Source organism: Mesorhizobium sp. YC-39 (genome assembly GCF_025753795.1).
Taxonomy (GTDB): Bacteria; Pseudomonadota; Alphaproteobacteria; order Rhizobiales; family Rhizobiaceae; genus Mesorhizobium.
Genome location: NZ_JAOWPS010000001.1, coordinates 459,762 through 484,923, shown reverse-complemented (window position 1 = coordinate 484,923; position 25,162 = coordinate 459,762). Strand labels below are relative to the sequence as shown.

26 protein-coding genes are annotated in these 25,162 nt (G+C 63.0%); 10 read left to right on the top strand and 16 right to left on the bottom strand.

The annotated features are described in order from the left end of the window. Nucleotides 1-5 precede the first annotated feature (5 nt). From OHD62_RS02340 to def, 5 genes are all read right to left on the bottom strand, one after another. Entirely contained in the window at nucleotides 6-512 is a 507-nt protein-coding gene (locus tag OHD62_RS02340) for a GNAT family N-acetyltransferase (protein ID WP_263780618.1), read from the bottom strand. Then, nucleotides 509-1,444: a methionyl-tRNA formyltransferase gene (gene fmt, locus OHD62_RS02335; RefSeq protein ID WP_263780617.1), complete on the bottom strand. Its 936-nt coding sequence runs from the start codon at nucleotides 1,442-1,444 to the stop codon at nucleotides 509-511. The genes OHD62_RS02340 and fmt overlap by 4 nt, the downstream gene beginning before the upstream one ends. A gap of 41 nt (nucleotides 1,445-1,485) precedes the next feature. Further along, nucleotides 1,486-1,911 carry a type II toxin-antitoxin system VapC family toxin gene (locus tag OHD62_RS02330; protein ID WP_263780616.1) on the bottom strand — a complete coding sequence of 142 codons (426 nt, stop codon included), beginning with the start codon at nucleotides 1,909-1,911 and terminating at the stop codon, nucleotides 1,486-1,488. Then, on the bottom strand, nucleotides 1,908-2,195 hold the full coding sequence (locus OHD62_RS02325) for a plasmid stabilization protein (RefSeq protein WP_263780615.1): 288 nt from the start codon (nucleotides 2,193-2,195) through the stop codon (nucleotides 1,908-1,910). Before OHD62_RS02325 ends, OHD62_RS02330 begins: the two co-directional genes overlap by 4 nt. A gap of 83 nt (nucleotides 2,196-2,278) precedes the next feature. Continuing rightward, on the bottom strand, nucleotides 2,279-2,809 hold the full coding sequence (gene def / locus OHD62_RS02320; protein ID WP_263780614.1) for a peptide deformylase: 531 nt from the start codon (nucleotides 2,807-2,809) through the stop codon (nucleotides 2,279-2,281). A gap of 104 nt (nucleotides 2,810-2,913) precedes the next feature. Here def and OHD62_RS02315 point away from each other — a divergent pair, with 104 nt between their 5' ends. Continuing rightward, a complete protein-coding gene (locus OHD62_RS02315) occupies nucleotides 2,914-4,185 on the top strand; it encodes a DNA recombination protein RmuC (RefSeq protein ID WP_263780613.1) in 1,272 nt (423 codons plus the stop codon). 13 nt (nucleotides 4,186-4,198) lie between these two features. Here the strand turns inward: OHD62_RS02315 and OHD62_RS02310 are convergent, their stop codons facing one another. Both OHD62_RS02310 and OHD62_RS02305 read right to left on the bottom strand, forming a co-directional pair. Further along, complete coding sequence (locus tag OHD62_RS02310; protein WP_263780612.1) at nucleotides 4,199-4,603, bottom strand: GFA family protein; 405 nt, start codon at nucleotides 4,601-4,603, stop codon at nucleotides 4,199-4,201. Nucleotides 4,604-4,787: 184 nt separating this feature from the next. After that, nucleotides 4,788-5,597, bottom strand: a complete 810-nt coding sequence (locus OHD62_RS02305; RefSeq protein WP_263780611.1) for a transglutaminase-like domain-containing protein — start codon at nucleotides 5,595-5,597, stop codon at nucleotides 4,788-4,790. A 211-nt stretch (nucleotides 5,598-5,808) separates the two neighbouring features. Here OHD62_RS02305 and OHD62_RS02300 point away from each other — a divergent pair, with 211 nt between their 5' ends. Together OHD62_RS02300 and sugE are read left to right on the top strand one after the other, a co-directional pair. Further along, on the top strand, nucleotides 5,809-5,934 hold the full coding sequence (locus OHD62_RS02300; RefSeq protein WP_263780610.1) for a hypothetical protein: 126 nt from the start codon (nucleotides 5,809-5,811) through the stop codon (nucleotides 5,932-5,934). 230 nt (nucleotides 5,935-6,164) lie between these two features. Then, nucleotides 6,165-6,479 (top strand): quaternary ammonium compound efflux SMR transporter SugE, encoded by a 315-nt coding sequence (gene sugE, locus OHD62_RS02295; protein ID WP_263780609.1) that lies wholly within the window; start codon nucleotides 6,165-6,167, stop codon nucleotides 6,477-6,479. Between the two features lie 85 nt (nucleotides 6,480-6,564). Here sugE and OHD62_RS02290 read toward each other — a convergent pair whose 3' ends face one another. Continuing rightward, a complete protein-coding gene (locus OHD62_RS02290) occupies nucleotides 6,565-6,993 on the bottom strand; it encodes a DUF6481 family protein (RefSeq protein WP_263780608.1) in 429 nt (142 codons plus the stop codon). Between the two features lie 216 nt (nucleotides 6,994-7,209). Between OHD62_RS02290 and OHD62_RS02285 the strand changes: the two genes are divergently transcribed. Next, nucleotides 7,210-8,265 (top strand): LLM class flavin-dependent oxidoreductase, encoded by a 1,056-nt coding sequence (locus tag OHD62_RS02285; protein WP_263780607.1) that lies wholly within the window; start codon nucleotides 7,210-7,212, stop codon nucleotides 8,263-8,265. A 14-nt stretch (nucleotides 8,266-8,279) separates the two neighbouring features. Here OHD62_RS02285 and OHD62_RS02280 read toward each other — a convergent pair whose 3' ends face one another. After that, nucleotides 8,280-9,137, bottom strand: a complete 858-nt coding sequence (locus OHD62_RS02280; protein WP_263780605.1) for a helix-turn-helix domain-containing protein — start codon at nucleotides 9,135-9,137, stop codon at nucleotides 8,280-8,282. Nucleotides 9,138-9,218: 81 nt separating this feature from the next. Then, complete coding sequence (locus OHD62_RS02275) at nucleotides 9,219-9,773, bottom strand: carboxymuconolactone decarboxylase family protein (RefSeq protein WP_263780604.1); 555 nt, start codon at nucleotides 9,771-9,773, stop codon at nucleotides 9,219-9,221. Nucleotides 9,774-10,074: 301 nt separating this feature from the next. Between OHD62_RS02275 and OHD62_RS02270 the strand changes: the two genes are divergently transcribed. After that, the gene (locus OHD62_RS02270; protein ID WP_263780603.1) at nucleotides 10,075-11,244 is read left to right on the top strand and encodes an AI-2E family transporter; all 1,170 of its coding nucleotides are present in this window, start codon (nucleotides 10,075-10,077) and stop codon (nucleotides 11,242-11,244) included. A 67-nt stretch (nucleotides 11,245-11,311) separates the two neighbouring features. Beyond that, nucleotides 11,312-12,313 (top strand): LLM class flavin-dependent oxidoreductase, encoded by a 1,002-nt coding sequence (locus OHD62_RS02265; RefSeq protein ID WP_263780602.1) that lies wholly within the window; start codon nucleotides 11,312-11,314, stop codon nucleotides 12,311-12,313. Nucleotides 12,314-12,351: 38 nt separating this feature from the next. Here the strand turns inward: OHD62_RS02265 and OHD62_RS02260 are convergent, their stop codons facing one another. Then, complete coding sequence (locus OHD62_RS02260; protein ID WP_263780601.1) at nucleotides 12,352-13,371, bottom strand: LacI family DNA-binding transcriptional regulator; 1,020 nt, start codon at nucleotides 13,369-13,371, stop codon at nucleotides 12,352-12,354. A 218-nt stretch (nucleotides 13,372-13,589) separates the two neighbouring features. On the opposite strand from OHD62_RS02260, the gene OHD62_RS02255 reads away from it, so the two are divergent. Genes OHD62_RS02255 through OHD62_RS02245 form a run of 3 tightly spaced genes read left to right on the top strand, consistent with a single transcriptional unit; the run spans nucleotide 13,590 to nucleotide 17,469 of the window. Beyond that, the gene (locus OHD62_RS02255) at nucleotides 13,590-15,176 is read left to right on the top strand and encodes a sugar ABC transporter ATP-binding protein (RefSeq protein WP_263780600.1); all 1,587 of its coding nucleotides are present in this window, start codon (nucleotides 13,590-13,592) and stop codon (nucleotides 15,174-15,176) included. After that, on the top strand, nucleotides 15,173-16,504 hold the full coding sequence (locus OHD62_RS02250) for an ABC transporter permease (protein WP_263780599.1): 1,332 nt from the start codon (nucleotides 15,173-15,175) through the stop codon (nucleotides 16,502-16,504). Before OHD62_RS02255 ends, OHD62_RS02250 begins: the two co-directional genes overlap by 4 nt. Beyond that, the gene (locus tag OHD62_RS02245; RefSeq protein ID WP_263780598.1) at nucleotides 16,501-17,469 is read left to right on the top strand and encodes a substrate-binding domain-containing protein; all 969 of its coding nucleotides are present in this window, start codon (nucleotides 16,501-16,503) and stop codon (nucleotides 17,467-17,469) included. Before OHD62_RS02250 ends, OHD62_RS02245 begins: the two co-directional genes overlap by 4 nt. Nucleotides 17,470-17,544: 75 nt before the next feature. On the opposite strand, the gene OHD62_RS02240 is transcribed toward OHD62_RS02245, so the two are convergent. The 5 genes from OHD62_RS02240 to OHD62_RS02220 form a co-directional block, all read right to left on the bottom strand. Further along, nucleotides 17,545-18,000, bottom strand: a complete 456-nt coding sequence (locus OHD62_RS02240) for a MarR family winged helix-turn-helix transcriptional regulator (protein ID WP_263780597.1) — start codon at nucleotides 17,998-18,000, stop codon at nucleotides 17,545-17,547. Nucleotides 18,001-18,093: 93 nt separating this feature from the next. After that, on the bottom strand, nucleotides 18,094-18,975 hold the full coding sequence (locus OHD62_RS02235; protein ID WP_263780596.1) for a UPF0280 family protein: 882 nt from the start codon (nucleotides 18,973-18,975) through the stop codon (nucleotides 18,094-18,096). Beyond that, nucleotides 18,975-20,516, bottom strand: coding sequence for a 6-hydroxynicotinate reductase (locus OHD62_RS02230; protein WP_263780595.1), 1,542 nt, complete (start codon nucleotides 20,514-20,516; stop codon nucleotides 18,975-18,977). The genes OHD62_RS02235 and OHD62_RS02230 overlap by 1 nt, the downstream gene beginning before the upstream one ends. Beyond that, on the bottom strand, nucleotides 20,513-23,308 hold the full coding sequence (locus OHD62_RS02225; protein ID WP_263780594.1) for a molybdopterin-dependent oxidoreductase: 2,796 nt from the start codon (nucleotides 23,306-23,308) through the stop codon (nucleotides 20,513-20,515). The genes OHD62_RS02230 and OHD62_RS02225 overlap by 4 nt, the downstream gene beginning before the upstream one ends. 38 nt (nucleotides 23,309-23,346) lie before the next feature. Next, nucleotides 23,347-24,201, bottom strand: a complete 855-nt coding sequence (locus OHD62_RS02220; RefSeq protein WP_263780593.1) for an FAD binding domain-containing protein — start codon at nucleotides 24,199-24,201, stop codon at nucleotides 23,347-23,349. Between the two features lie 290 nt (nucleotides 24,202-24,491). Between OHD62_RS02220 and pncA the strand changes: the two genes are divergently transcribed. Next, on the top strand, nucleotides 24,492-25,106 hold the full coding sequence (pncA, locus tag OHD62_RS02215) for a bifunctional nicotinamidase/pyrazinamidase (protein ID WP_263780592.1): 615 nt from the start codon (nucleotides 24,492-24,494) through the stop codon (nucleotides 25,104-25,106). Nucleotides 25,107-25,162 lie beyond the last annotated feature (56 nt).

Here is a 25,162-nt window from a genome sequence, read left to right as displayed (position 1 = left end):
CTCGCCTAGGCGGCGAGCGCAGTGAAAGCCGAAGCGTAGGCCAGTTTGCCGGCCTCGGGCGCCTCACCCCAGGCCAGCGCCTGCAGCGCCTCGCTCTGGTATTCGCTTTCGAAGTCTTTGGCGCGCGCGTGGCTGTAGCCGAAGCGCCCATAGTAAGCCGGATCGCCGAGCACCACGGCCAGCGTCTCACCGGCTTCCTTCAGGCGGATATGCGCCTCGCGGATCAACGCGCCGCCAATGCCGGTGCCATGGAAGGACGGTTCGACCGCCAGCGGCGCCAATGCCACCGCCGGGAAGCTCTTGCCACCGTTCTGCACGAAAAGCCTGGAAAACAGGATATGGCCGACCACTTGCCCATCTTCGTCCGCCACCAGTTCGACGACGGCATCGCCGCCCGTGACCAGCGCATCGACCAGCCCGGCCTCCGCCTGCTGGCCGAATGCGTGTTCCTCGACGAGGCGGATCGCCTCGCGATCCCGCGGCGTCGCCGCGCGTATCGACATCATGCTCATGAGAGTCTCATTCCTTTTTCGATCTTGGCCCCGCGCAGAAACTCCTGCGCGGCGGCAGGCCTTCCGCCCGCCCGTTGAACTTCGACCAGCTGAACGGCGCCTGACCCGCAGGCGACCGTCAGCCGGTCATCGAGAATTCCTCCCGACTCGCCGACGCCATCCGAGAGCGTCGAGCGAAGCAGTTTCAGCCGCTCCAGGCGGCCGCCAATGTCGACCTCGCACCACGCGCCCGGAAAGGGCGAGAGGCCGCGAATGTGATTGTGGACTTCGCCGGCAGGCCGCGTCCAGTCTACGCGTGTCTCCGATTTATCGATCTTTCGGGCGTAGGTCACCCCCGCCGCTGCCTGTTGGGTAAATGTCAGACAATTTATCCCCAACTGCGCGAGTGCTTCCACCATCAACGAAGCGCCTATCGCCATCAGGCGGTCATGCAATTCACCGGCCGTCATATCGGGTGCGATGGCGCATTTTTCAACCAATGCCACCGGACCGGTGTCCAAACCCTCTTCCATGCGCATGACCATCATGCCGGTCTCGGCGTCGCCTTCCATGATGGCGCGCTGGATGGGGGCGGCACCGCGCCAGCGCGGCAGGAGCGAGGCGTGGCCGTTGAGGCAGCCGAACCTGGTGGCCTCCAGAACGGCCTTCGGCAGGAGCAGCCCATAGGCGACGACCACGGCGAGATCGGCTCGCAGAGCGGCGAATGCCTGTTGCTCGACCTCACTCTTCAGCGATGTTGGCGTGCGGACCTCGATGCCCAACCGTTCCGCCTCGCGCTGCACCGGCGACGACGTCAGCTCCAGTCCGCGCCGGCCGGCGGCGCGCGGCGGCTGCGTGTAGACGGCTGCCAGCTCGTGCCCGGCCTCGGTGATCGCGCGCAGCGTCGGCACCGAGAATTCAGGCGTACCCATGAAGATGACGCGCAGGGGCATTTTTCCTTGATCCTGGCCTCTGCCTGCCCCGTCAAATCGGCTCAGGCACACGCTTCAAACGGGTTTACGAGCTTCAGGTCAAGCCCGTCGAAGTCTCTGATATTGCGGGTTGCAAGCGTGGCGTCATGCGACAAGCAGATTGCGGCGATCATCGCGTCAGGGAGGCTGATCGGGCGGCAATGTTGCTCCCGGGCGGCGCGAAGCTTCCCAGCCAGCCGGGGGACCGAGCCGGCAAAATCCACGATACGACCGGCAAACTGCTGCAAAATCAGATGGTCGAGCACGCGAACATAACGGTCCGATCCTGTCTTGTTCAGAAATCTTTCGGCGCCGAAAGATTGCTCCATAATGACGGGCCCACACATATAGAGTTCAAGAAAATCCTGTTTGCGAAACCAAGCAGAGACATTCGAATCTGGCGCGGACTTGCTGGCTTCGGAGACAATGTTGGTGTCGAGGACAATCACTCGAAATCCTCGACCGGGCGATCGAAGTCGCGTTTCCGTTCCGCCTCGATTTCGTCCATTAATTTTGCGAACTCATCGTCGATCGCGTTTTCAGCGGCGAATGCCGAGCGAATCGCGTCCCACGCTGAAAGACCCGGTTCCGGCTTGGCTTCTCTTTCCGCGACCAGGCCTTTGCGCAACAGATCGATCGCTTTGCCCGACAGGCTCTGGCCTCCCTTGTGCGCCGCCTGCTCGATCTCGCGCTTCAAGGGTTCGGGGATATTTCTGATCAGCATATCGCCCATCGGCACCTCCAAGATGATATCAATGATATCAACTTGGGAACCAATGCTCAAATGGATTCTGCGCCGGTTGCCCGAATGATGCCTTACCCTACCAGCTTGCCCGGCGCCTTCTCCCTGGCGAGCTTCTTGAACTTCTTCACCACCATGTCGCGCTTCAGCTTCGAGATGTGGTCGATGAACAGCACGCCGTTGAGATGGTCGATTTCATGCTGCAGGCAGGTCGCCATCAGCCCTTCTGCCTCGATCTCCTGAAACTTGCCGTCGCGATCGAGATACTTCACGCGGACGGCGGCAGGACGCTCGACCTCGGCATAGTAATCCGGGATCGACAGGCAGCCTTCCTCGTAGACCGAGCGCTGATCGGAGCTCTCGAGGATCTCCGGATTGATGAAGAGATGCGGCGCCGGCGTCTCGTCCTCCTTGGCAAGATCGATCACCAACATGCGCAGCGGTTCGCCGATCTGGATTGCCGCCAGGCCGATGCCGGGCGCGTCATACATGGTGTCCAGCATGTCGCCGGCCAGCTTGCGCAAAGAGGCGTCGACACGCTCGACGGGTTTCGAAACCTGGCGCAGAACGGGATCGGGAAGGATGATGAGCGGCTTGATCGACATGGCGTCTCACCTAAGACGTCATGCGAAAAGCGTCAACCGGGGGCGATTTGATCTCGTTCACGTTTTGATCTGTGTCAGCGGGCCGAATCATCTATGCTGGCCACATGAATGACCTGACATCAATCCTGTCCGAACCCGTTGCCCGGCTCGGCGCCACCACGATCACGCTCGGCCACGCTCTGGCGTTCGGCGCGGTCCTGTTTCTCGGCCTGTTCCTGGCGCTGGTCGTGGCGCTCTGGCGGTCGGCCAAGGCGCGTGCGGTGGCAGCCGCGGAAGCCGCCGACCACGCCCGCGATGCCGAGGCGCGAATGGCCGGCATCTTGGCAAGCCAGGCCGAAATGCAAGGACGCATGGGCGCCATCGCCGAGGTGTTCGGGGCGCGACAGGCCGAACTGACGCAGTCGATCGGCCAGAGGCTTGACGCCATGACCGGCCGACTCGGCCAGACCATGACCGAGCAGACCAAATCGACGCATGAGAGCCTTGCCAAGCTGCAGGAGCGGCTGGCTGTCATCGATACGGCGCAAGGCAACATTCAGTCGCTCGCCGGTCAGGTCGTGCAGCTGCAGGCGATTCTTTCCAACAAGCAGACGCGTGGCGCTTTCGGCCAGTCGCGCATGGAGGCGATCGTCGCCGACGGGCTGCCGCATGGCGCCTACGAATTCCAGGCGACCTTGTCGAATGGCAGCCGACCCGACTGCCTGGTGAAGATGCCGAACGGCGCGCCCGCGCTTGCCGTCGACGCAAAGTTTCCTCTGGAGGCCTGGAATGCCATCCGCGCCGCCGATGGCGCCGATTTGCAGAAGGTCGCCGCACAAGCCTTCCGCCGCGACATCGAGATTCATGTCCGCGATATCTCGGAAAAATACCTGATCCAGGGCGAGACGCAGGACAACGCCTTCATGTTTGTGCCGTCGGAATCGGTGTTCGCCGAGATCCACGAGAATTTCGAGGCAGTGGTGCAAAAGGCGCACCGCGCCCGCGTCATCATCGTCTCGCCATCACTGCTGATGCTGTCGATCCAAGTCATCCAGGCGATCCTCAAGGATGCGCGCATGCGCGAGCAGGCGCATCTGATCCAGGGCGAAGTCGTCCGGCTGATGGAGGACGTTGCGCGCGTCGACGAACGGGTGCGCCGGCTGCAGACGCATTTCACCCAGTCGGCCAAGGACATCGACGATATTCTCGTCTCGACTTCGAAGGTGACCAGGCGCGGTCAGAAGATCGAGGCGCTGGAGTTTGGAGCCCAGCCGGATGGCGATGCCGGCCCGGACGCAGCGTCACGGGCTCCCGCCGCGAAGGTAGAACCCGGCCCGCGTGTCGCCGATTCGAAAACCGGACAGCTCAGGCTGAGGGTTGTCGAAGGCGACGACTGAGGTGCCGGCTGGCCTACTGTTCCTCGACGGTCGTCATGCCCTGAAATTCCGGCAGCCAGTGCAGCGCCGAGCGATGCCAGTACTGGGCTCTGGGCACCAGTTCGTCACGTTGGCGTGCCGTGCCGACCCTGATGCCGTAGACCTTCGGCCCATCGCCGACCGACGTGGCGTAGAGATGCGAGCCGCACTCGCCGCAGAAGCCCTGTGCACGCTTGGCGCCGCTCGCTCCGGTCTTGACGTAGACCTTGGGTGTGCCTTTGGTGATCCTGTAGTCGTCCTCCGGCACTCGTACCGACACGCGAAAGGCAGTGCCGGTCAGTTGCTGGCAATCGGTGCAGTGGCATATCGAGGTCTTTTCCGGGTCGACCTCCGCCTGATAGGTGATGGCACCACAATGGCAGCCGCCGTCGATTTTCATCTTCGCTCCTCCAAAGCCTTTCTTAATCCTAGCGGAGCAAGGCCGCGAGGCAGAGCTGGACCTGATGCGGATCAGGTCAGCTTGCACCTATTCGATGTCTGGAGCTTAGCGGCCAACACACCGAAGCTCCACAGCCATTCGCAACGGGCGAGCCATCCAGTCGTCAAGATCGTTGCACCGACGCCTACTCTATGACTTCGTCGGTCCACACCTTGAAACCGGCGAGCGTGCCGGGCCCGAAAATATGGGTCAGCGGCACATCGGCCGCATCACGGCCGGAAGCGATGAGGATACGGCCGATGCGCGGAGCATTGTTGCGCGGATCGAAGGCGTGCCAGCGGCCACCGAGATAGACCTCCATCCAGGCGCAGAAATCCATGCTCGCCCACGGCTTCGGCAAGCCGATGTCGCTGATGTAGCCGGTGCAGTAGCGGGTCGGGATATTGAGCGCCCGACAGAAGGCGACAGCGAGGTGGGCAAAGTCGCGGCAGACGCCGCTCTGCTCACGATAGGCTTCGCTTGCTGTGCGCGTCGGCCGCGCATTGCCGTAGTTGAAGACGATGTGGTTGTGGACGAAGTCGCAGACCGCCTGGACGCGCGGGATGCCTAGCGGGGTGTGGCCAAACAGTCGCCACGCGTCGTTTGCCAGCAGATCGCTTTCGCAAAAGCGGCTGGGCAGCAGGAACAGTAGCGTGTCCGACGGCAGGTCGCGCACCTCGTGCTGCCAGGCGATCGGATCACCGACCTCGAAGGTGCCGGGATCGCGGATCACCGCATCGGTGCCGAATGAGAAGCGCCCGGGCGGCGCGACAAGACGATTGCACCAATTGCCGAAACTGTCGCGGTAGCTTTCGATCGGCACCGGCGGGTTCGAGGTGAGGAAGTCCGGCCGCTCGAGATCGGAGGCGCGCGAATAGTGGACGTTGAGCATCGCGATCAGCGGCGTTTCCTGCGGAAAGTCGAAGCTCATCTCGCAGCCGATGTGGATTCGCATTGTCGTCCTGACCGGCCTGCCTGATCATCATCCGGAGAAAGCCGGATAGATGCTGCAGTACAAAGAGGACCATGGCATGGACCGGGACCATTGACGAGGAAAATGGAAAAGCGTTGACAGCCCCTCAACTGGCGCACCGGAACGCAACAGCCTCTTGCGGTCGGGCCAATCTCTTGTTTCACTTCACCGCCACCAATTGGAGGAACGAATCATGGCTAAAGGTGCGATGAAGGCGGGTAAGGAAGCCCGCAAGCCGAAGAAGGACGCGAAGAAGCCCGTCGCGGCCCCGGCGCTCAAGGCGCCGCCGGTCAAGGCGATAAGGCTCAAGGACAAGTAGAGACCGGCCAATCCGTTTCGGCGCAGATTTCAAACCGGCGGCATGAGCAATGCTGCCGGTGTTTTGTTGATTGGACGGGCGAAGCTCCCTATATCGAAGCTGCGAGGACGACCTCGCGCCTTCCCCGAACAATCTGGCCGGGACGACCCGCCATCCAGTGTTGCTGGTGCGCGTCGTTATCCCAAACCGCTACGCACTTTTGGGCGACACGCAGCAATGGAGCGTACCCGATGTCGTGGATTTTTCTGTTTTTCGCCGGCCTGTTCGAGATCGGCTGGGCGATCGGCCTCAAATATACCGACGGCTTCTCGAAACCGTTGCCGACGATCCTGACCGTAGCCTCGATGATCGTCAGCCTGGGTTTGCTCGGCCTGGCGCTGAAGTCATTGCCCGTCGGCACCGCCTATGCGGTATGGACCGGCATCGGCACGGTCGGCACCGCGTTGCTCGGCATCTGGCTGCTTGGCGAGCCGGCGACGGCGATTCGGCTGGGTTGCATCGCGCTGATCGTCTGCGGCATTATGGGACTGAAACTGGCAGCCTGACTTTCAAGTCCGCCGGACAAACACCTTCAGGGCCGCTGTGAGGCGACCCTGAAACTTGAAGCCAGATTGCTTCGAGCGTTTGAGGCTAGCGGGCGGAGAAGCCCGGAGGCGTCCTGCCAGTGCGCTGCTTGCGCGCCGCATAACGCGCGTCGCGCTTGGCCTTGCGTTCGGCCTCGTCGGCGAGCAAACGGGCGATACGCTCGTTCTCTTCGGCTTCCCGAATCTTTGCTTCTGCCAGCGCCGCTTCTTCAGCAGCGATACGTGCCGCTTCGGCCGCTGCCTCGCGCTCGGCCTTTTCGGCCGCTTCGCGGGCCAGCTTTTCCTGCTTCAGCTTGGCCTTTTCAGCCTCGCGTATCGCACGCGCCTCGAGGATTGCCTTGCGTTCAGCCTGTCGTGCCAGCACCGCTGGATCGTCTGCTGCCGGCTTTGACTTGAAGCGCTCCAGAAGCGCCTTCTTTGCCTCGTTTGCGGCATTGCGCCGCTCGAAAATGTCTTTTTCCCTGTAGATAGCCAATTCCACTTCCCTGAAGTCAATTTGCGAGGCTTACATACGCGCGAATACCGAGAGTTCAAGCGCCAAAACAGTATGCCAGCCATGAAATTGTGAGCTGTTGCAACCGGGAGACGTTCGTTGCAACGGACATGCACTGTTCACAGTCCGCCCCTCTGGCGGCGCAGCAGGCGGATCGCTACCTCTAGCGCGACAATCAAGTCACCGGGATGACATCACATGGAACTTGGTCTCTACACCTTCGCCGATGTCAGCCCGGAGCCGGGTCCCCGCGCCGTCGGCCCGCATGAGCGGCTGCGCAATCTGATCGAGGAAATCGAGCTGGCCGACCAGGTCGGCCTCGACGTCTTCGGGCTGGGCGAGCATCACCGCCCCGATTACGCCGCCTCGGCGCCGGTCGTTGCCCTGGCGGCGGCGGCCGAGCGCAGCAAGCGCATCAAGCTGACCAGCGCCGTGACCGTACTGTCCTCCGACGATCCGGTTCGCGTCTTCCAGCAGTTTGCGACACTCGACCTGCTGTCCGGCGGCCGCGCCGAGATCATGGCCGGGCGCGGCTCGTTCATCGAATCCTTTCCGCTGTTCGGCTACAATCTCGAAGACTATGACGAGCTCTTTGCCGAAAAACTCGACCTGCTGCTCGCCATCCGCGATCAGGTCAAGGTGACATGGTCGGGTAGTCTGCGGGCGCCGATCAACGATCGTGGCGTCTATCCCCGGCCCTTCCAGGACAGATTGCCGATCTGGATCGCCGTCGGTGGTACGCCGCAATCTGTCGCCCGCGCGGGCGTGCTCGGCCTGCCGTTGGCGCTGGCGATCATCGGTGGCGAGCCGGCCCGGTTCGCGCCGCTATTCGACATCTACCGGGATGCGGCCAGGCGGGCCGGCAACGATCTGGGAACACTGGCCACCAGCCTCAACGTACACGGCTTCATCGCCGAAACGACGGACCAGGCAGCCGACGATTTCTATGGACCGCAGGCCGAGGTGATGAACCGTATCGGCCGCGAGCGCGGCTGGGGCCCGACATCACGAGCACATTTCGACCAGTCGCGCGGCCCGAACGGCGCGCTGTTCGTCGGCAATCCCGAGCAGGTGGCCGAGAAGATCGTTGCCCAGCACAGGATATTCGGCAACGACCGTTTCTTGCTGCAGATGGCGATCGGCATCATGCCGCATGCCAAGGTCATGAAGGCAATCGAACTCTATGGCACCAAGGTGGCGCCGATCGTGCGCAAGGAGACGGCCGAGGCTGCCGCGGCAGCGCCCGTCGTCTAAACGGTCGGCGGGACCTATCCGCGATGCCCGGCCGTTGCGGGCTGCGGGTTCCCGGCGGTCGCCATCATCTCGGCATGATGGATCTCGGTCGCCTCGTCCGCCGGGAACATGCATTCGATGCGCAGTTCCTGAGCGGCAACGGTTTGGGGCGTACCCACCGTGGTGACCATCGAAAAGTAGTTGAGAACCCGATCTCCCCTAACGAAACCAATTGGAATGGTGGGCATGAAGCCGATCGCCACCGGGTTTTTCCATTCGTTTTTCACGTCTGGATAAGCGAGCAACTCTGCCAGCAGGTCCTTGGTCTTCTCGTCAACGATGCGGCCGATGGATTCGCGATAAACACGCTCGAACAAACTCCTCGCAACATCCTGCCAATTGGCGACAAACGGGCGCATGCCCTGAGGATCGAACATAAGGTGGAGAATGTTGCGCGGCCCCTGGCGAGCGGCCATGTCGATGAAACAGCCGAAGAAGCGCGACGCAGCTTCATTGGTCATCAGCACGTTCCAATATCGATCCATGACCACGGCTGGAAAGGGCTCATGCTGTCGCAACATGCGCGTCAAGGCATTGGTCACGCTCGTCATCTCGGCGGAATCCCACGCGCTCTCCGAAAACATCGGCGCATAGCCTGCTGCCAGCAGCAATGTATTACGGTCGCGCAAAGGGATATCGAGCGCCTGGGCTATCGCCATCAACGTCTGGCGACCGGGAACGCTGCGGCCGCTTTCGACGAAACTGATTTGCCTTTGCGAAAGGCCCGCATCGAACGACAGATCGAGCTGGCTTCTGCCACGCAGGTCACGCCAGTGGCGCAGGAGCACGCCCAGGTTCGGCGTGATGTTCGTTCTGGGATTCGCCGATTTCATGGATCATATCCTCGCAATCCCCACGTACCCTACACGGCTATCCGACGGCGCATGGATGGCATCCATGCGCCGTCGATTGATTCAGGCCGCCGCGGACCACGCCTGGGGCTGGAGGCGTTCTTCGATCGGCGTGCCGGCCATGTTGGTGGTGGTTGCCGCCACGGTGGAAATGCCGACACCTGTCACCACTTCCAGGATCTGGGCCTTCGAATAGCCCGCCGACGTAAATGCGTCGATGTCCGCATCGCTGACGTTGCCCCTGTTCTCGATCAACGCCTTTGTCAGCGCCGAGAGTGCCGCATATTTCGGATCTCTCGGCAACCCGCCTTCACGGATCGCCTTGACTTCGCTTTCGGCAATCCCGTCTTCAATGGCGAAAGTCGAATGCGCGGCAACGGTCCATGGGCATTTGATCGTGACCGCGTTCGTAAGCAGCAAGACCTGCTTTTCGATCTCGTTGAAGCTGCCGCCGTGAAAACTGCCGAAGATGCCGACGAATCCATTGAGAAGAACCGGATTGTTCGCCATCGTCGCCAGAGCATTCGGAAGGAAGCCAAATCTCTCTTCCAACGCCTTCAGCGCAGGTCTGGATTTCTCCGGCGCCGATTCGATTGTCTGAAGGTTGAATCTTTGCATTGTAACATCCTCTTTCAGGATCAGTTTCCGATTGCACACACCTTCGCATGCGCCACGGCAGGGCTCGGTCGTTGCTTCCTTTTGGCGTCGCGAAAGTCTGCCTGTCTTAAGCTTGTCGAAGGCGTGGTCTCAATTACACGCCATGTAATATTTCGATCGGTACCCACTGCCGTCCGATTCCTGCCGAGCCCTTGCAATCAAGCCGCGTTCCTGAAGCCGGCTCATGGAACCTACGCCCGGAACTCTGCGTTTCATGCGGGCAATCGCCGATCGCGGAGGACGCCGGCTCGAGGGGGTGATCATGAAAACCGAACTCACTGCCTTGGGCGCTGTGGTTGCCGACACGGCGGATCCGCGCGTCGAGACGCGCGCGGATACGCGCCTGATGCGCTCATTGCTCATCGGCATCTTCATCCTGATGGTGGTCTACGCGCTCTATTTCGGCCGCGCCTTCTTCATGCCGGTGATACTGGCCTTTCTGCTGGCATTGACGCTGACGCCGATCGTGCGCTTGCTGCGCAAGCATGGCGTGCCCGATGTGGTGTCGGCGACACTGCTGGTGCTGCTGTCGCTGTTCATCCTTGCTGTTGCCGGCTATCTGCTCAGCGGCCCCGTCATCGACCTCATCAACAACAGCTCATCGATTGGCCTGCAGCTTACGGAACGTCTGGAGCAGTTGCGCCGTCCGTTCGAAAGAATCATGCAGATTTCGCGAGAGATCGAAGGGCTGACCCAGACATCGCAGGAGCCGGGCGTACAGAAGGTCGCCGTGTCTCAATCAGGCATCCTGTCGTCAGCCGCCAGCAACATCCTGTCGGCAGGCACAAGCCTGACCATCATCTTCGTGCTGTCGCTGTTCCTGCTCGCCTCGGGCACGATGTTCTATGAAAAGATCATTCAGTCGTTCGCCAGCCTCAGCGAAAAGAAACGGGCGCTGCGCGTCGTCTATGACGTCGAGCGCGAGATCTCGCACTATCTGCTGACCGTCGCCGCCATCAACTTGGGCCTTGGTACGGTGATCGGCCTCGGCCTGTGGGCGCTCGGCATGCCCAACCCGCTGGTCTGGGGCGCAGCGGCGGCTCTGCTCAATTTTCTGCCCTATGTCGGGGCGCTGATTACCCTCATACTTGTCACGATCATCGCGCTGATCAGCTTCGACACCATCCCCTACGCGCTGCTGGCGCCAGCCTTCGTACTGTTGTGCGATATCGTCGAAGGCCAGTTCGTCACGCCGATGGTGGTCGGCCGCCGCCTCGAGATCAACGCGGTGGCGATCTTCATTGCCATCGCCTTCTGGTCCTGGCTATGGGGCTTCGTCGGCGCGTTGATGGCGGTGCCGCTGCTGGTCGTCATCAAGGTGTTCTGCGACCATTTCGACGGCCTCAGCCATGTCGGCAATTTCCTGGCGGCGCAACCCCCGGCAGTAGTCGCGGAGGACGACATCGCCGACACCGGACCTGCAAAGGGCTGATCAATTTTTTGAATTTGCGGCCGTGGCGGGGGCTTCCTACATCCGATCCTTCCACAGGATTCCGCTCATGACCGTTCTTTCCGTTCTCGACCTGTCGCCGATCGTCGAAGGCAGCAACGCTTCGCAATCGCTCGCCAATTCGCTCGATCTCGCTCGCCATGCCGAGCGGCTGGGCTACAGGCGCTACTGGCTGGCCGAGCACCACAACATGCCAGGTATCGCAAGTGCGGCCACTGCGGTCGTCATCGCCCATGTCGCCGGCGGCACCAAAACGATACGCGTCGGCGCCGGCGGCATCATGCTGCCAAATCATTCGCCGCTGGTCATCGCCGAGCAGTTCGGCACGCTGGCCGCTTTGCATCCGGGTCGCATCGATCTCGGCCTAGGCCGAGCCCCCGGCACCGACATGGCGACAGCGCGCGCATTGCGCCGCAACCTTGATGCCGGCGCCGACAATTTCCCGCAGGATGTCGTCGAGCTGATGGGCTATTTCCAGCCGGCCGAAGAGGGCCAACGCATCCGCGCCGTGCCCGGCGAGGGCGAAAAGGTGCCGGTCTGGATCCTGGGCTCCAGCCTTTACGGCGCGCAGCTCGCCGCGCTGCTCGGTCTGCCCTACGCCTTCGCCTCACATTTCGCACCGGCCGAACTCGACCATGCGCTAGAGATCTACCGCTCGCGCTTCCAGCCGTCGGAGCAGCTCGACAAACCCTATGTCATGCTTGGCCTCAACGTCTTCGCCGCACCCACCGACGCCGAGGCGCGGCTGTTGTTCACCTCGCTGCAGCAGGCTTTCGTCAATTTGCGCACCGGCCGTCCCGGCCGATTGCCGCCGCCGGTCGAGGGATACGAGCGCGACCTCGATCCGATGGCCAAAACCATGCTCGGCCAGGCGCTGTCCTGTGCCGTTGTTGGTTCCCCGGAAACCGTCCGGCAAGGCATCGATGCGTTCGTGCGCCGCACTGGCGCCGACGAGCTGATGGTCACGGCGCAGATGTTCGATCATAGCGCGCGAGTGCGCTCCTTCGAGATCCTGGCCGAAGCCCACAAATTGCTATCGGAAGCGGCCTGACGCTGCTGCCCAAATTGGCGCGAGATTTGTAGGGTACGCTACGCGCTGACACTTTGCGCGACCGCTCCGAGCGGCCGGCATGAATTGCGGATCATCAGGCGGCCCTTGAGCGTCAGCTTGCGCGGTGGCGCGTCCCGGTTGCCGGCGAGCCGGTCGAGCAGCAGATTGGCCGCCTGTTCGCCGATCGCCTGCACCGGCTGGGAAACCGTGGTCAGCTGGGGCTGGAACACATCCGACCAGGGGAAATCGTCGAAACAGGCGACCGAAATATCCTGAGGGCAGGACAGCCCGATGTCGCGGATCGCCTTCATGGTACCGATCACCATCGGATTGTTGGCCGAGAAGATGGCGCTCGGGCGGTCGTGCAGCGACAGAAGCTGCATCGTTGCGTTGTAGCCGTCGACTTCGTGGAAATTGCCGAAACGCACGAGCTCGCTCTCGACCGGCAGGCCGGCGGCCTGGAGTGCTTCGCGATAACCCGCCATGCGGTCATGCATGGGCGAGATGTCAAACGTTCCGGTTATGTAGCCGATGCGCCGGTGGCCGAGATCGATCAGATAGGTGATGGCATCGAACACCGCGCGCTGATTGTCGAGCACGACGGTGTCGGTATCGACACCCTCGCAAACGCGGTCGAGCAGCACCACCGGCACATTGGCGCTTTCGACTATGCCTTTGAGGATCGCGCCGTCGCCGACGCGGGCGACGATCAGTCCGTCGACCATGCGGTCGAGCAGCAGCCTGATCTGGTCGTCCTGCGTGTTCAGATCCTCGTCCGTGCAGCACAGCATGACCGCATAGCCGGCGCGGTCGAACGCCTGCTGGATGACCGAAACGACGTCGGTGAAGAACGGATTGGTGATGTGCGGAACGGTGAGGCCGATGGTGCGGGTCGTGCCCATCTTCAGGCTGCGGGCGATCGCGTTGCGCTTGTAGCCGATGTCGCGGATCGCCTGTTCGATGCGCTGGCTGAGCTCGGGGCTGACGGTCGCGGTGCCGTTGATCAGCGCCGAGACGGTGGCCACCGAAACACGTGCTGCTTCGGCCACATGCAGCATGGTCGGAGCCGTGGACTTTCGCTGCTTTTTTCGCCCTGACGCCGTCATTTTCGAAACGTTTCGTCGCCCTTTTTCTGCAATACCTACGGAATCTTGTGTAATTGCGCAAGAATTGAAATGCATCAATCCTGTGCCATCAGATACCGGCTTGACACGATCGAAACGTTTAGATTAGCGTTCGGAAGGTTCGACGACGACGGAGGGAGGCCGTTCTTGTCATGGAGCACGCTAACCCCATCCCGTCCGGGGACGTTGCGGCGACCGGTCGTCCGGCTGTCGTCCTAAGCGCCGAGCATGTCTCCAAGACGTTCGGCGGCATCGCCGCCCTTGTCGATGTCGACTTCGATCTGAGAAGCGGCGAGGTCCATGCGCTGATGGGGGAAAACGGCGCCGGCAAGTCGACGCTGATGAAAATCCTGTCCGGCGTCTACACCGACTATGACGGCACGGTGAGCGTCGATGGCCAAGCGGTTCGGTTTACCGGCGTCCGCGACGCCGAGGATGCCCGCATCGCCATCATCCATCAGGAACTCAACCTGGTTCCTGAACTCAGCGTTGCCGACAATATCTTCCTGGGGCGCGAGAAGCTGATCGCCGGGCTGGTCGTCGACCGCAAGGCAAGCAGCCGTGCCGCCGGCGCGTTGTTGCAGCGGCTCGGCATCGAACTCAACCCGGAAGTGCGTGTCGGCGCCTTGCGCGTTGGCGAGCAGCAATTGGTCGAGATCGCCAAGGCGCTGTCGATGTCGGCGCGCATCCTGATCATGGACGAGCCAACCTCCGCGCTGTCGCCGGCGGAATGCCAGAGGCTGTTCCGGATCATCCGCCAGCTCGCCGACAGTGGCGTGGCGATCGTCTACATCTCACATCGCATCGACGAGGTCATGCATCTGGCGAGCCGCGTCACGGTGTTTCGCGACGGACGCCATGTACTGACCGAGGATATGGCAAGGCTCGGCGAAAACGCCATCATTTCGGCGATGGTCGGGCGAGACCTGCTGGCCTCCTCACAGGAAGAACGCAACACCGGTGGCAAGACCGTACTGTCCGTCAGCGGCTTGTCGTTGTCAAAACCGGACCGCCACGGCTGGCGCACGGTGCTCGACGGCGTCAGCTTCGATCTTGCCGAAGGCGAGATCCTGGGCATAGGCGGGCTGCTTGGCTCGGGCCGAACCGAAATCCTGGAAACGATCTTCGGATCCAGCGGCGGGCGCGCAGGCGGCGATATCAGGCTCGACGGCGAGCCGGTGGGGATCCGTTCGCCGCGCGACGCCCGCCGGCTGGGCATCGCGCTGGTGACCGAGGACCGCAAGACGCAAGGCCTGCATCTCAAGGCATCGATCACCGACAATGTGGCGCTGCCGCTGGTCGGTGCGCTGGCGCGGTTCGGCATCCGCTCGTTTGCCGGCGAACAGGGGCTGGCCCGGCATGCGGTCCGGGCGCTCGGCATACGCTGCGAAGACATCGAGCAACAGGCCGGCACGCTGTCCGGCGGCAACCAGCAGAAGGTCGTCATCGGCAAATGGCTGGCGACAAGGCCGCGGGTGCTTTTGCTGGACGAGCCGACGCGCGGCATCGATGTCGGCGCCAAGCGGGAAATCTACGATCTCATCTTCAAGCTGGCGCGAGAGGGCCTCGCCATCGCCGTCATCAGCTCGGAATTGCCCGAGCTTTTGCATCTATCCGACCGTATCCTGGTCATGGCTAACGGCCGCCAGACCGGGATTCTTTCCCGCGAACAGGCCAGCGAGGAGGCAATCATGCGGCTTGCGGCACCACGCCGGTCGATAGCGAGGCCCGCCGCATGAGCGTTCTCAACCTGTTGTCGCGGACCAAACTCTATTGGGGGCTGATCGCCATCTTCCTGATCGGCGTACTCGGCTCGCCGATCAGTTCGAAGGGCAACAACATCTTCCTGTCCTACGGCAATTTGCTCGACGTGCTGCGTCAGGTATCGACCACCGGCCTGATCGCCACCGGCATGACGGCGGTGATCATCACCGGCGGCATCGACCTCTCCGTCGGTTCGCTGATGGCGATCTGCACCGTGGTCTGCGCCATGCTGCTGACGGTGCCGGGCGTGACGCCGGGAGTCGTGCTGGGCGTCCCGACCGTCGCCGTGGTGGCGCTTTGCCTGGGCATCTTCGTCACCCGTTTCATCTTGCTCAATCTGGCAAAGTCGCGCGCCGGCCCGGAGGCCATGCGCGATGTCAGGCTGGACAGCGTCCGCGGACTGGTCGCGCCCGGCATTGTCGGAGTGATCCTCTGTTGTCTCGCGCTGTGGTTCCTGCTGCCGCAGATCAACACCAAGTTCGGCGTGCTCGGCGTGCTCATGGTGGCGCCTTGCGTCGGTCTGTTGTTCGGCGCGCTCAACGGCTTCATCATCGTTGCCGGGCGGCTGCAGCCGTTCATCGTCACGCTGGCGATGATGGTGACGGCGCTCGGCATTGCCCGGCTGACCGCCGGCCAGAACAATGCGGTGCTGCCGGTCTATACCGGGTCGAACGCCACCGCCGATTTCGAGATGCTGCGCTCGCTGGTGTTTGGCGTGATCCCGATGCCGGGCCTGTTCTTCCTCGGCGCGATCCTGATTTATGGCGCGGTGCTGCGCTTCACGCCGTTCGGCCGCTATGTCTACGCCATCGGCGGCAATGAAGAGGCGGCGCGGCTATCCGGCATCGCCGCCGGACGCGTCAAGATCGCCACCTATGCCGTGTCGGGCCTGCTCGCGGGCATCGCGGCGGTGCTCTATGTCGCGCAGTATCGGCAGGGCAAGCCCGATGCCGGCGCCGGGCTGGAGCTCGACGCCATCGCCGCGGTGGTCATCGGCGGCACCAGCCTGATGGGCGGTCGCGGCAGCCTGATCGGCACATTCTGCGGCGTGCTGATCTTCGGGCTCTTGTCCAACATCCTGCAGCTCCACAACATCAATTCGAACCTTCAGCTCGTGTTGAAAGGGATGATCATCATCGGCACCGTGCTCGTGCAAGAGCGCAACGCCGCTGATCTTCTCTTCTATCTGCGCCTGCTATTTGCCCCTTTGTCGGGTGGGCAGACGGCGCACAAGGAAACGGCCGCGGCAAAGCGACCGTCAAAAGAGACCCCGTCTCTAAATCTTGGAGGAAACAAGAAATGAAACGACGTGACATGCTGAAGCTTGCCGCCGTCAGCGCGGCCCTGCTGACCACCACCGCGCTACTGACCAGCGGCAGCGCCTTTGCCCAGGACAAGAAGTGGAAGATCGGCTTTTCGCAGGTGACCACCATCGAACCCTGGCGCGCCCAGTTCAACAAGGACATACTGGCGGAAGCCGCCAAGCATCCGGAAGTCGAGCTGATCGTCACCGACGGCGAGGACAAGACCGAAAAGCAGGTTGCCGATGTCGAGAACCTGATCCGCCAGGAAGTCGACGCGCTCTTGGTATCTCCGAAGGAATCGGCAGGCCTGACCGGCGTCGTGCAGCAAGCGATCGACGCCAAGATCCCGGTCTTCGTGCTCGACCGCAATGTCGACACCAAGGACTACACGCAGTTCGTCGGCGGCGACAATGCGCTGATCGGCCGGGCCGCCGGCGAATACGCCGTCGAGCTTCTGGGCGGCAAGGGCAAGGCATCAGGCAATGTCGTCGAGATCTGGGGCGGCATGGGCACGCAACCGGCGCATGACCGCCATGACGGCTTCCATGAATTCACCGACAAGGAGCCGGGCATCAAATATCTGCTCGACCAGCAGTCGGGCGACTGGAAGCAGGACCAGGCCTACAACATCATGGCGACGGCGCTGCGCAACAATGAGAAGATCGATCTCGTCTACGGCCACAACGACCCGATGGCCTACGGCGCCTATCTTGCCGCCAAGGATGTCGGTCGCGAGAAGGACATCAAGTTCATCGGGATCGACGGGCTTCCCGGCGAAGGCGTGACGCTGGTCAACAATGGCGAACTGACCGCGACCTTCACCTATGTGACACCGGGCGCCGAGGGGCTGCGGCAGGCGATCAAGTTCCTGAACGGCGAGAAGGTGGAGAAGACCATCACCTTGCCAACGGAGAAGATCACCAAGGAGAATGCCGCGCAGATCCTGAAGGACAACGGCCTCTGAGCCGAGGCACTCCTGCCGGGGCCGCCCGGCAGGAGTGCTATTTCCCAAGCGCCGGCAAGCAGTGCGTCGCAAGGTTTACGCCAGCTTGGCCAAAAGCTTCATGAAGGTGGCGACCTCCTTGGGCGAGAGCGGCGCCAGTGTTTCCTCGGTGATGTCGCGGGCAAGCGGGATCAGGCGCTCGATGGCGTCGCGGCCTTGCGCGGTCAGATTGACCAGCAGACGCCGCTTGTCGACCTCATGCTTGGAAAGCTCGACGAGGCCCCGCGCCTTCAGCCGGTCGATGACGCCTTTGACGGTTGCGGCATCCATGGCGATCAGCGTGCCGAGTTGGTTCTGCGATGTCTCGCCGACGTCGCGCAATTTGGCCAGAGCGGCGAACTGCGGCGGCGTCAGGTCGGCGATGTGCGCGGCGAAGATCGAGACATGGCGCTGGTGCGCTTTGCGCAGGATGAACCCAACCTGCTCCTGCAGGTGATAGTCGTGCTCGGGCTCCTCGAGCTCGACCAGCTTGAGCAGGTTTTCCTCGCTCACGGCAGTCCGTCCCAAGCCTTGATGCCTTTTGTGACGAAGCCTTGGCTGGGCAACGCCTTCGCGGCAGGCCTGCCTTGGTGAAGGATTGAAAACTCAGGCATGGACAACTTCCTTCCCTAGGATTTTGTTGGGCGCGGCAAGCGCCATGGAACCACTGATGCGGCTTTGGCCGGCCAGGAAAAGTGCAGCGGCGGCAATCAGGCTATTTCGGCGAAAATCATCGGCGACAGCGAGCCCGCTGTCCAGTGCAGCAGCAATTTCGATTGGTGAAAGCGGACCAACAGCCGTCGTGACCAGACGCTCGCCCAGATCGCTGTCGGGCACCAGTTCGCGCGCGGGCACGCACCTGATGGCGGGGTGGCCGGGCAGGTCGACGGCGTTGGCAATCAGGGTGGCAGCGGCGTCCGCTTCGGCTCCCGTCCGCGCCAGCACGGTGACGGCATCGGCAATGCCAAGCGAAAACGAACGGCCACGCCAGCCGCTGGTCGCGACGCCGCCAATCCCGTCCTCTGCGCGGATGGTGATGCGGTCAGCGAGACCATGCGCCGTTCCAGCGATGGAGAGGGTCATCGACCGGCCTGCATTGAGATGAATGGCGCTGTCGCCGCCATTGTTGACATAGGCGCGGTCGAGTTTGCGCCCGGCAAGCAGCGCGGCAAGAATTTCGTCGGCCACCGAACCCGCAACGGCAGCCATCGGCGTAATGAAACTTTGCGCCAGTGGTAAGACCGCCGCCTCCATGCGGCGCGCGGTCGGGCCGACGAAAGCGCGCGGATCAAGGCTCGCCGGCTTGCGTAGTTCGGTAAGTTCGTCGACCAGTTCCACGAGAATGGTCTGGAAGCGCGTCACCGCTTGGGCGTAGGCAGCAGCACATTCGCCGGCATCACCAAAGGCTTCTACGATCAGGTCGATCGGGCCATGATTGAGATGCAGCCGCTTGCCGTCCTCCAGCCAATGCGCCTGCGGGCCGTTCATCACGTGGCTCCATTCGCGGCGGCGCGCCGCAATTGCGCCAGCGGCGGCCAGGGATTGCCCGCCGGCGCACCGGTGCCACGACGCGGGTTGAGATACTCGCCGCCCTTGGCAAGGATATCCTCGACGCTGCGTATCTCGGCTTCGTAGCCACCGAGCCTGACATAGTCGTCGCGGCGCAGCGTGAACTCGATCGGCGCCACCAGCGCAGGCGTCGGCACATAGCCGAAGGCGCCTTCCGGCACCCGGGTGACGTCGACCATCAGCGTGATGCCGCCGCCCGGCCAGACATAGACCGGCGCGCCGCCCACAGTGACGTAAGTCTTCAGGCCTTGCACCGAACGGGTCAGGTTGACCGGGTTCTCGGTGACGCCGGCGCGCAGCGAACCGCCGGCGCCGCCGATGAACAGCACGGTGCACAGCGCCGGCTCGCAATTGTCCTCGATCAGGCCGACCGATTTCTGCAGCCGCTCCGGAAACGGCTTCTCAACCGGCTTCAGCTCGTCGTCGAGCTCGTAATAGGCGAACTGCTCGCCGGTGGTCGAGACCATCAGCATCGACAGGCCGGGGCGCGCACCTTTCTTGGCATTCCACTCGCCGAGGATCGACAGCGGGTCGGAAATGCTGGTGCCGCCCCAGCCGAGCCCAGGCTCGGACACTTTGAAATAGCGACCGGGCGTCGAACGGCGGCCAATGATTTTTATCCCGGTGTCCTGCCAGCCCAGCACCTTGCCGGCCTGATGCTCGGAGACGACGCCGGTGATGTGGTCGTCGACCACCACCACCTCGTCGACGAGGCCGCGCCATTGGGTGGCGAACATGCCGATGGTGGCCGAGCCGCAACCGACGCGCATGCGGTGCTCGAGCTTGCCATCGATGACGGGTGGTTTGCCGGCTTCGACGATCACCACAGCGCCGCCGTCGATGGTGAGTTCGACCGGCTTGCGGCTGCACAAATTGAGCAGCGCGTCACAGGTGGCGCGCCCTTCCGCCTTGGAGCCGCCGGTGAGATGATGCACGCCGCCCAGCGACAGCATCTGCGAGCCGTACTCGCCCGTCGTGACATGGCCGATGGCCTCGCCTTCGGAACGCACCGTCGCCGTCTCAGGGCCGATATGGCGGTCGGTGTCGATCTTCACCTTGACGCCGCAATAGGAGAAGATGCCCTCGGTGACCACGGTAACGAGATCGACGCCCTCGACCTGCTGGCTGACAATGAAGGGGGCCGGCTTGTAATCGGGATAGGTGGTGCCGGCGCCGATGGCGGTGACGAAGCGACGGCCGGTGTTGACCAGCTCGCCGTTCCAGGCCTCGCCTTCGGCGATAAAGGGTACGACCGCGCCGCCGGTCTCGGCCGCATGGTCGAGGATGGTCAGCGGATCCATGCGCACGATGCGGCCGCCGGCATTGCCGTAGCGGTCGCAGGCGCCGGTACGGCCATCAGCGATGTAGCACATGACCGGACAGGCATCGCAGCGGATCTTCTCCGCCACCTGCTTCTCGCCGGGGTCGTGGGTTTCGAAACGTTCGGCGAGCTCGCTCATTGGCGTGCCTCCTTGTCGCGGATCGCCGCGCGAATGCGGGTCGGCGTCGCCGGCACCTTGGTGACCAGCACGCCGGTGGCATGGCGGATGGCGTTGAGGATCGCCGGCGCCGTCGGGATCAGCACATGCTCGCCCAGCCCCTTGGCGCCAAAGGGTCCTTCCGGATCCGGAACTTCGACCAGAATGGTCTCGATCGGCGGCACGTCGCCGATCGTCGGGATCAGGTAATCGTGCAGGTTTTCGGTACGGCCGGGGATGTATTCCTCCATCAGCGCCATGCCGATACCCTGTGCGATGCCGCCTTCGATCTGGCCTTCGACCAGCAGCGGATTGATCGCCTTGCCGACATCGTGCGCGGCGGTGATTTTTATGAGCTTCACGGTGCCGAGCTTGAGGTCGACCTCCAGTTCGGCGATCTGCGCGCCATAGCCATAGACGGCGTAGGGCTTGCCCTGGCCCTTGGCATCGAGCGGCAGTGTCGGCGGGTCGTAGCTTTCCTCGGCGCGGAAGACGAAACCGTCGGCGTCGGTTTTCAGCGTGGAAAGATCGATATGCCGTGTCGCTTCGCCCTCACGGATGATCAGGCTTGTCCCATCGAGGGCAATCGCCGCCTTCTCCGATACATTGGCGAAGCGCAGGATCGCGTCGCGCAAGGCACGGCCGGCCTTTTCGGCGGCCTTGCCGGTGACGAAGGTCTGGCGTGAGGCCGAGGTCTTGCCGGCGTCGGGCGTTATCGCTGTGTCGGCGCTTTTCAGCCGGAACTTTTCCAGCGGCAGGCCAAGCGCGTCGGCGCATATCTGGGAAATGACCGTATTCGAGCCCTGGCCGATATCGACCGCGCCCTGATGCAGGACGACCTCGCCTTCAGCCGAAATGCCGACCTTGATGGTCGAGGGGTTGGGCAGCGAGGTGTTGCCGCAGCCATACCAGCAGGAGGCGACGCCGACGCCGCGTCTTTTTGCTCCGTTCGTGGCATTGAACGCCTCCGCATCGGCAAGCGCGCGCGACCAATGCGGCCGCAGTGCTTCAAGGCACTCGGCAATGCCGACTCCGGCTTCCAATTTCTGACCGGTAACCGTTTCGGATCCGTTACGAAGGCAGTTTTTCAAACGAAAATCGAGCCGATCAATGCTCAACTTTTCGGCCAGCTCGTCATAGAGGGTCTCCTGAATGATCGTCGCCTGCGGCACGCCGAAGCCACGGAAGGCGCCCGAGATCGGACCGTTGGTGTGGATGGCGCGGCCTTCGGCGCGATAGTTCGGCGTCAGATAGGGGCCGGAAGCATGCACCGGGACGCGATTGGCGACCGTCGGTCCCCAGCTGGCATAGGCGCCGGTGTTGAAATCGCCTGTAAAGACCATGCCGGAGACAAGCCCATCGGCATCGGCGCCAATGGTCGCCTTCATCTCGGCCGGGTGGCGCTTGGTGGTCGAGATCATCGATTCATTACGGGTGTAGGCAAGTGCGGCCGGCCGTCCAGTCTTCATCGCGACGAGGCCGATGAGAGGCTGCAGCGAGACATCGAGTTTCGAGCCGAAACCGCCGCCGGTGGCGGTCGGCACGATACGCACCTTGTCGACCGCGAGCCCGAGCACCTTGGCCGTCTCGTCGCGGTCCATATAGGGCGCTTGCGTGCAGGCGACGACGACCAGCGTGTCGCCATCCAAATAGGCATAGCCGGCTTCCGGCTCGATATAGGCGTGCTCGACATAGGATGTCTCGATGACGCCGGAGACAGTCACGGCGGCGCCGGCAAGGGCGGCCTCCGGATTGCCGCGCTCGACAAAGCCGGAGGTGAGCAGGTTTGCCGGCCGGTGCTGGTGGATCAATACCGCGCCGTTGGCCTGCGCTTCGTCAGGCTGCAGAAAATGCGGCAGTTCTGTCCATTCCACTGGAAAGTCCGCAAGGTCGAGATCAAGCATCGCCTCGCGCTCGCCGGCGACCAGCGCTACCGCCTCGCCGCGAAAGCGCGCAAAGCTCTCGGCCAGGGCGGGCTGGTCGGTAAAGGGGCCGATGACGCCGAAACAGTTTTTTCCGGGAATGTCGGCGGCGGCGAAGATGCCGACGATGCCGGGATGGGTCTTCGCCCAGGCATCAAGATCGCCAAATGTGAAACGCGCATGATAATACGGCGAGCGGACCACCAGCACGGCAAGCGCGTCGGTCGGAAAAGAATCGCCACCGAATTTCTCACCGCCTGTGACCTTGGGCAGGCCGTCGAGGCGGATTGGCGACGAGCCTACGGCGGAGCCGGATTGCGGCATGCGGTGGTCGAGACTTTCGGCATGGCGCGAGGCGTCCATTACCGCGGCGATGATCTTGCGGTAGCCGGTGCAGCGGCAGAGGATGCCGCCCAACGCGTCCTGCACTTCGGTTTCGCTCGGGCTCGGCTCCCTGTCCAGCAGCGCCGTTGCTGCGACCAGTAGACCTGGCGTGCAGGCGCCGCATTGCGCCGCGCCATGGTCGAGGAACGAAGCCTGCAGCGCAGATAGCCTGCCGTTGGCCAGCCCCTCGACGGTCGTCACCGTGGTGCCGGCCACGGAGGCCGCCGGCATCAGGCAGGCGCAGACGGGTTCGCCGTCGACCAGCACGGTGCAGGCGCCGCAGTCGCCGGCGTCGCAGCCGATTTTGGTGCCGGTCAGGCGCAATTCGTCGCGCAGCACCGAGGAGAGCCGGCGCAGCGGCGGCACATTGACCGAAATAGCGGCGCCATTGACCTCGAACGCGATGTCGGCGCGTTCCACGCTCATGCCGGGCTGAGTTTCGCTCATGCCGGGCTGAGCTTTGCTCATGCCAGGCTGAGTTTTGCTTATATCAGGCTGGGCTTCGTTCATGCCGCCGCCTTGTCGTCCAGAGCCACGGCGCCAAGTACGGCACGAACAACGATCTCGCGTGCGGCATCAATCCGGTATTCGGCGCTGCCGCGCACGTCACCGATTGGCGACAGCTCGTCGATCGGTGCCGACTGGATCGCAGCGGCCAGCGCATGATCAACTGGAAGGCCACGCAAGGCTGCTTCAACCCCTGAGAGGCGCTTGGCAACCGCCGAGCAGGAGCCGACGGCGACGGCGGCGTCACTGACGATGCCATTCTCGATAACGAGGCGCGCCGCCACCATGGCAATGGAGATGACGAGATAGCGCCGCGCGCCGAGCTTCACGAAAGCCGACGTACCGGTGGCCGCGTTTTTCGGCACGCGAATGGCCGTGACCATTTCGCCCGGCCGCAATTCGGTGCGGCGGTTGCCGAGGATGAATTCTGGCACTGGCAGATGGCGGACCGTCGCCGCCGAACGCAGTTCAACCTCGGCGTCGAGCACGAGCAGCGCCGGCACGCCGTCGGCGGCGGGTGAAGCGTTGCAGAGATTGCCAGCGATGGAGGCGACGTTCTGGATCTGCACGGAGCCCACTTCGCGTGCCGCCTGCTTCAGCGCATCGAAAGCCGCAGGCAGCGGATGGCGGACAAGATCCGTCCAGGTCGTGCGCGCGCCGATGACCCAATGGGCGCCGGTTTCGGCGATGCCGCGCAATGCCGCCAGACCGTTGATGTCGAGGACACTGTCGCGAAAAGGCCTGGCGCCCTGTGCCGGGTAGAAATCGGTGCCGCCGGCAAAGATGCGCCACGAAGCCTCGCCAAGCAAAGCGAGTGCTTCGTCGACGGTGGTGGGTTTCGCGTAACGGATCACGCTTTGCCTTCCAACAAGAGGGCCTTCCCAGAAAAGAAGCCTTTCCGAGGAATTTGCCGGCGCCCGAACCGGGGACAAATTCATTCGTATGCAAATGATATCAAGTCGGCGGGAATTGTCAAAGCCAGAGTTTTGCGCCGACATCCGCATCGGCACTGCGGACAAGCATTTGTTACGCCGTCGAGGTTGACGCGGACGACCATCTAGTCAAGTTTCTGCATCCGGTCGCGCCAGCGGCCTTTCTTCCGCCGGAACCCACCGGAGCCCGAGACTGACGAGAAGGAGGCACCATGGCCGACGAAGCGCTTATTGTCATCGACCTGCAGAACGATTTCTGCCCCGGCGGCGCGCTGGCGGTGGCCGGCGGCGACGAGATCGTGCCATTGGTCAACGACCTGATCCGGCGGACCGAGCATGTCGTGCTGACGCAGGACTGGCATCCCGCCGGCCATTCGAGCTTCGCCTCCAGTCATCCCGGCAAGCAGCCATTCGAGACGATCGAGATGCCTTACGGCCATCAGACGCTGTGGCCGGACCATTGCATCCAGGGCAGCCTCGGCTCGGACTTTCATTCGGGGCTGGCCTGGACCAAGGCGGAGCTGGTCATCCGCAAGGGGTTCAGACCGGCGATTGATAGCTATTCGGCCTTCTTCGAGAACGACCATACGACGCCGACCGGTCTTGCCGGCCATCTCAGAGAGCGTGGCATCGACACGCTGACCCTGGTTGGTCTTGCGACCGATTTCTGCGTCGCCTTTTCGGCGCTCGATGCGATCAAGCAGGGTTTCAAGACGACGGTGCGGCTCGACGCCTGCCGCGGCATCGACCTCAACGGCTCTGTCGAGGCGATGCTGAAGCGGATGCGCGAGGCCGGCGTCACGCTTGAAGACCATTTGTCGGACTGACCGAACCGTGGGGCGTCCAGGGGGCTTCACCCGATTGGCTTCGGCGGCAGGCGGCG

Bases quoted from the DNA above. Each gene is read 5' to 3' on its own strand.
- OHD62_RS02340 (WP_263780618.1), bottom strand. From the start codon at position 512: ATGAGCATGATGTCGATACGCGCGGCGACGCCGCGGGATCGCGAGGCG.
- fmt (WP_263780617.1), bottom strand. From the start codon at position 1,444: ATGCCCCTGCGCGTCATCTTCATGGGTACGCCTGAATTCTCGGTGCCG.
- OHD62_RS02325 (WP_263780615.1), bottom strand. From the start codon at position 2,195: ATGGGCGATATGCTGATCAGAAATATCCCCGAACCCTTGAAGCGCGAG.
- def (WP_263780614.1), bottom strand. From the start codon at position 2,809: ATGTCGATCAAGCCGCTCATCATCCTTCCCGATCCCGTTCTGCGCCAG.
- OHD62_RS02315 (WP_263780613.1), top strand. From the start codon at position 2,914: ATGAATGACCTGACATCAATCCTGTCCGAACCCGTTGCCCGGCTCGGC.
- OHD62_RS02310 (WP_263780612.1), bottom strand. From the start codon at position 4,603: ATGAAAATCGACGGCGGCTGCCATTGTGGTGCCATCACCTATCAGGCG.
- OHD62_RS02305 (WP_263780611.1), bottom strand. From the start codon at position 5,597: ATGCGAATCCACATCGGCTGCGAGATGAGCTTCGACTTTCCGCAGGAA.
- OHD62_RS02300 (WP_263780610.1), top strand. From the start codon at position 5,809: ATGGCTAAAGGTGCGATGAAGGCGGGTAAGGAAGCCCGCAAGCCGAAG.
- sugE (WP_263780609.1), top strand. From the start codon at position 6,165: ATGTCGTGGATTTTTCTGTTTTTCGCCGGCCTGTTCGAGATCGGCTGG.
- OHD62_RS02285 (WP_263780607.1), top strand. From the start codon at position 7,210: ATGGAACTTGGTCTCTACACCTTCGCCGATGTCAGCCCGGAGCCGGGT.
- OHD62_RS02280 (WP_263780605.1), bottom strand. From the start codon at position 9,137: ATGAAATCGGCGAATCCCAGAACGAACATCACGCCGAACCTGGGCGTG.
- OHD62_RS02275 (WP_263780604.1), bottom strand. From the start codon at position 9,773: ATGCAAAGATTCAACCTTCAGACAATCGAATCGGCGCCGGAGAAATCC.
- OHD62_RS02270 (WP_263780603.1), top strand. From the start codon at position 10,075: ATGAAAACCGAACTCACTGCCTTGGGCGCTGTGGTTGCCGACACGGCG.
- OHD62_RS02265 (WP_263780602.1), top strand. From the start codon at position 11,312: ATGACCGTTCTTTCCGTTCTCGACCTGTCGCCGATCGTCGAAGGCAGC.
- OHD62_RS02260 (WP_263780601.1), bottom strand. From the start codon at position 13,371: ATGCTGCATGTGGCCGAAGCAGCACGTGTTTCGGTGGCCACCGTCTCG.
- OHD62_RS02255 (WP_263780600.1), top strand. From the start codon at position 13,590: ATGGAGCACGCTAACCCCATCCCGTCCGGGGACGTTGCGGCGACCGGT.
- OHD62_RS02250 (WP_263780599.1), top strand. From the start codon at position 15,173: ATGAGCGTTCTCAACCTGTTGTCGCGGACCAAACTCTATTGGGGGCTG.
- OHD62_RS02245 (WP_263780598.1), top strand. From the start codon at position 16,501: ATGAAACGACGTGACATGCTGAAGCTTGCCGCCGTCAGCGCGGCCCTG.
- OHD62_RS02235 (WP_263780596.1), bottom strand. From the start codon at position 18,975: ATGAACGGCCCGCAGGCGCATTGGCTGGAGGACGGCAAGCGGCTGCAT.
- OHD62_RS02230 (WP_263780595.1), bottom strand. From the start codon at position 20,516: ATGAGCGAGCTCGCCGAACGTTTCGAAACCCACGACCCCGGCGAGAAG.
- OHD62_RS02225 (WP_263780594.1), bottom strand. From the start codon at position 23,308: ATGAGCAAAGCTCAGCCCGGCATGAGCGAAACTCAGCCCGGCATGAGC.
- pncA (WP_263780592.1), top strand. From the start codon at position 24,492: ATGGCCGACGAAGCGCTTATTGTCATCGACCTGCAGAACGATTTCTGC.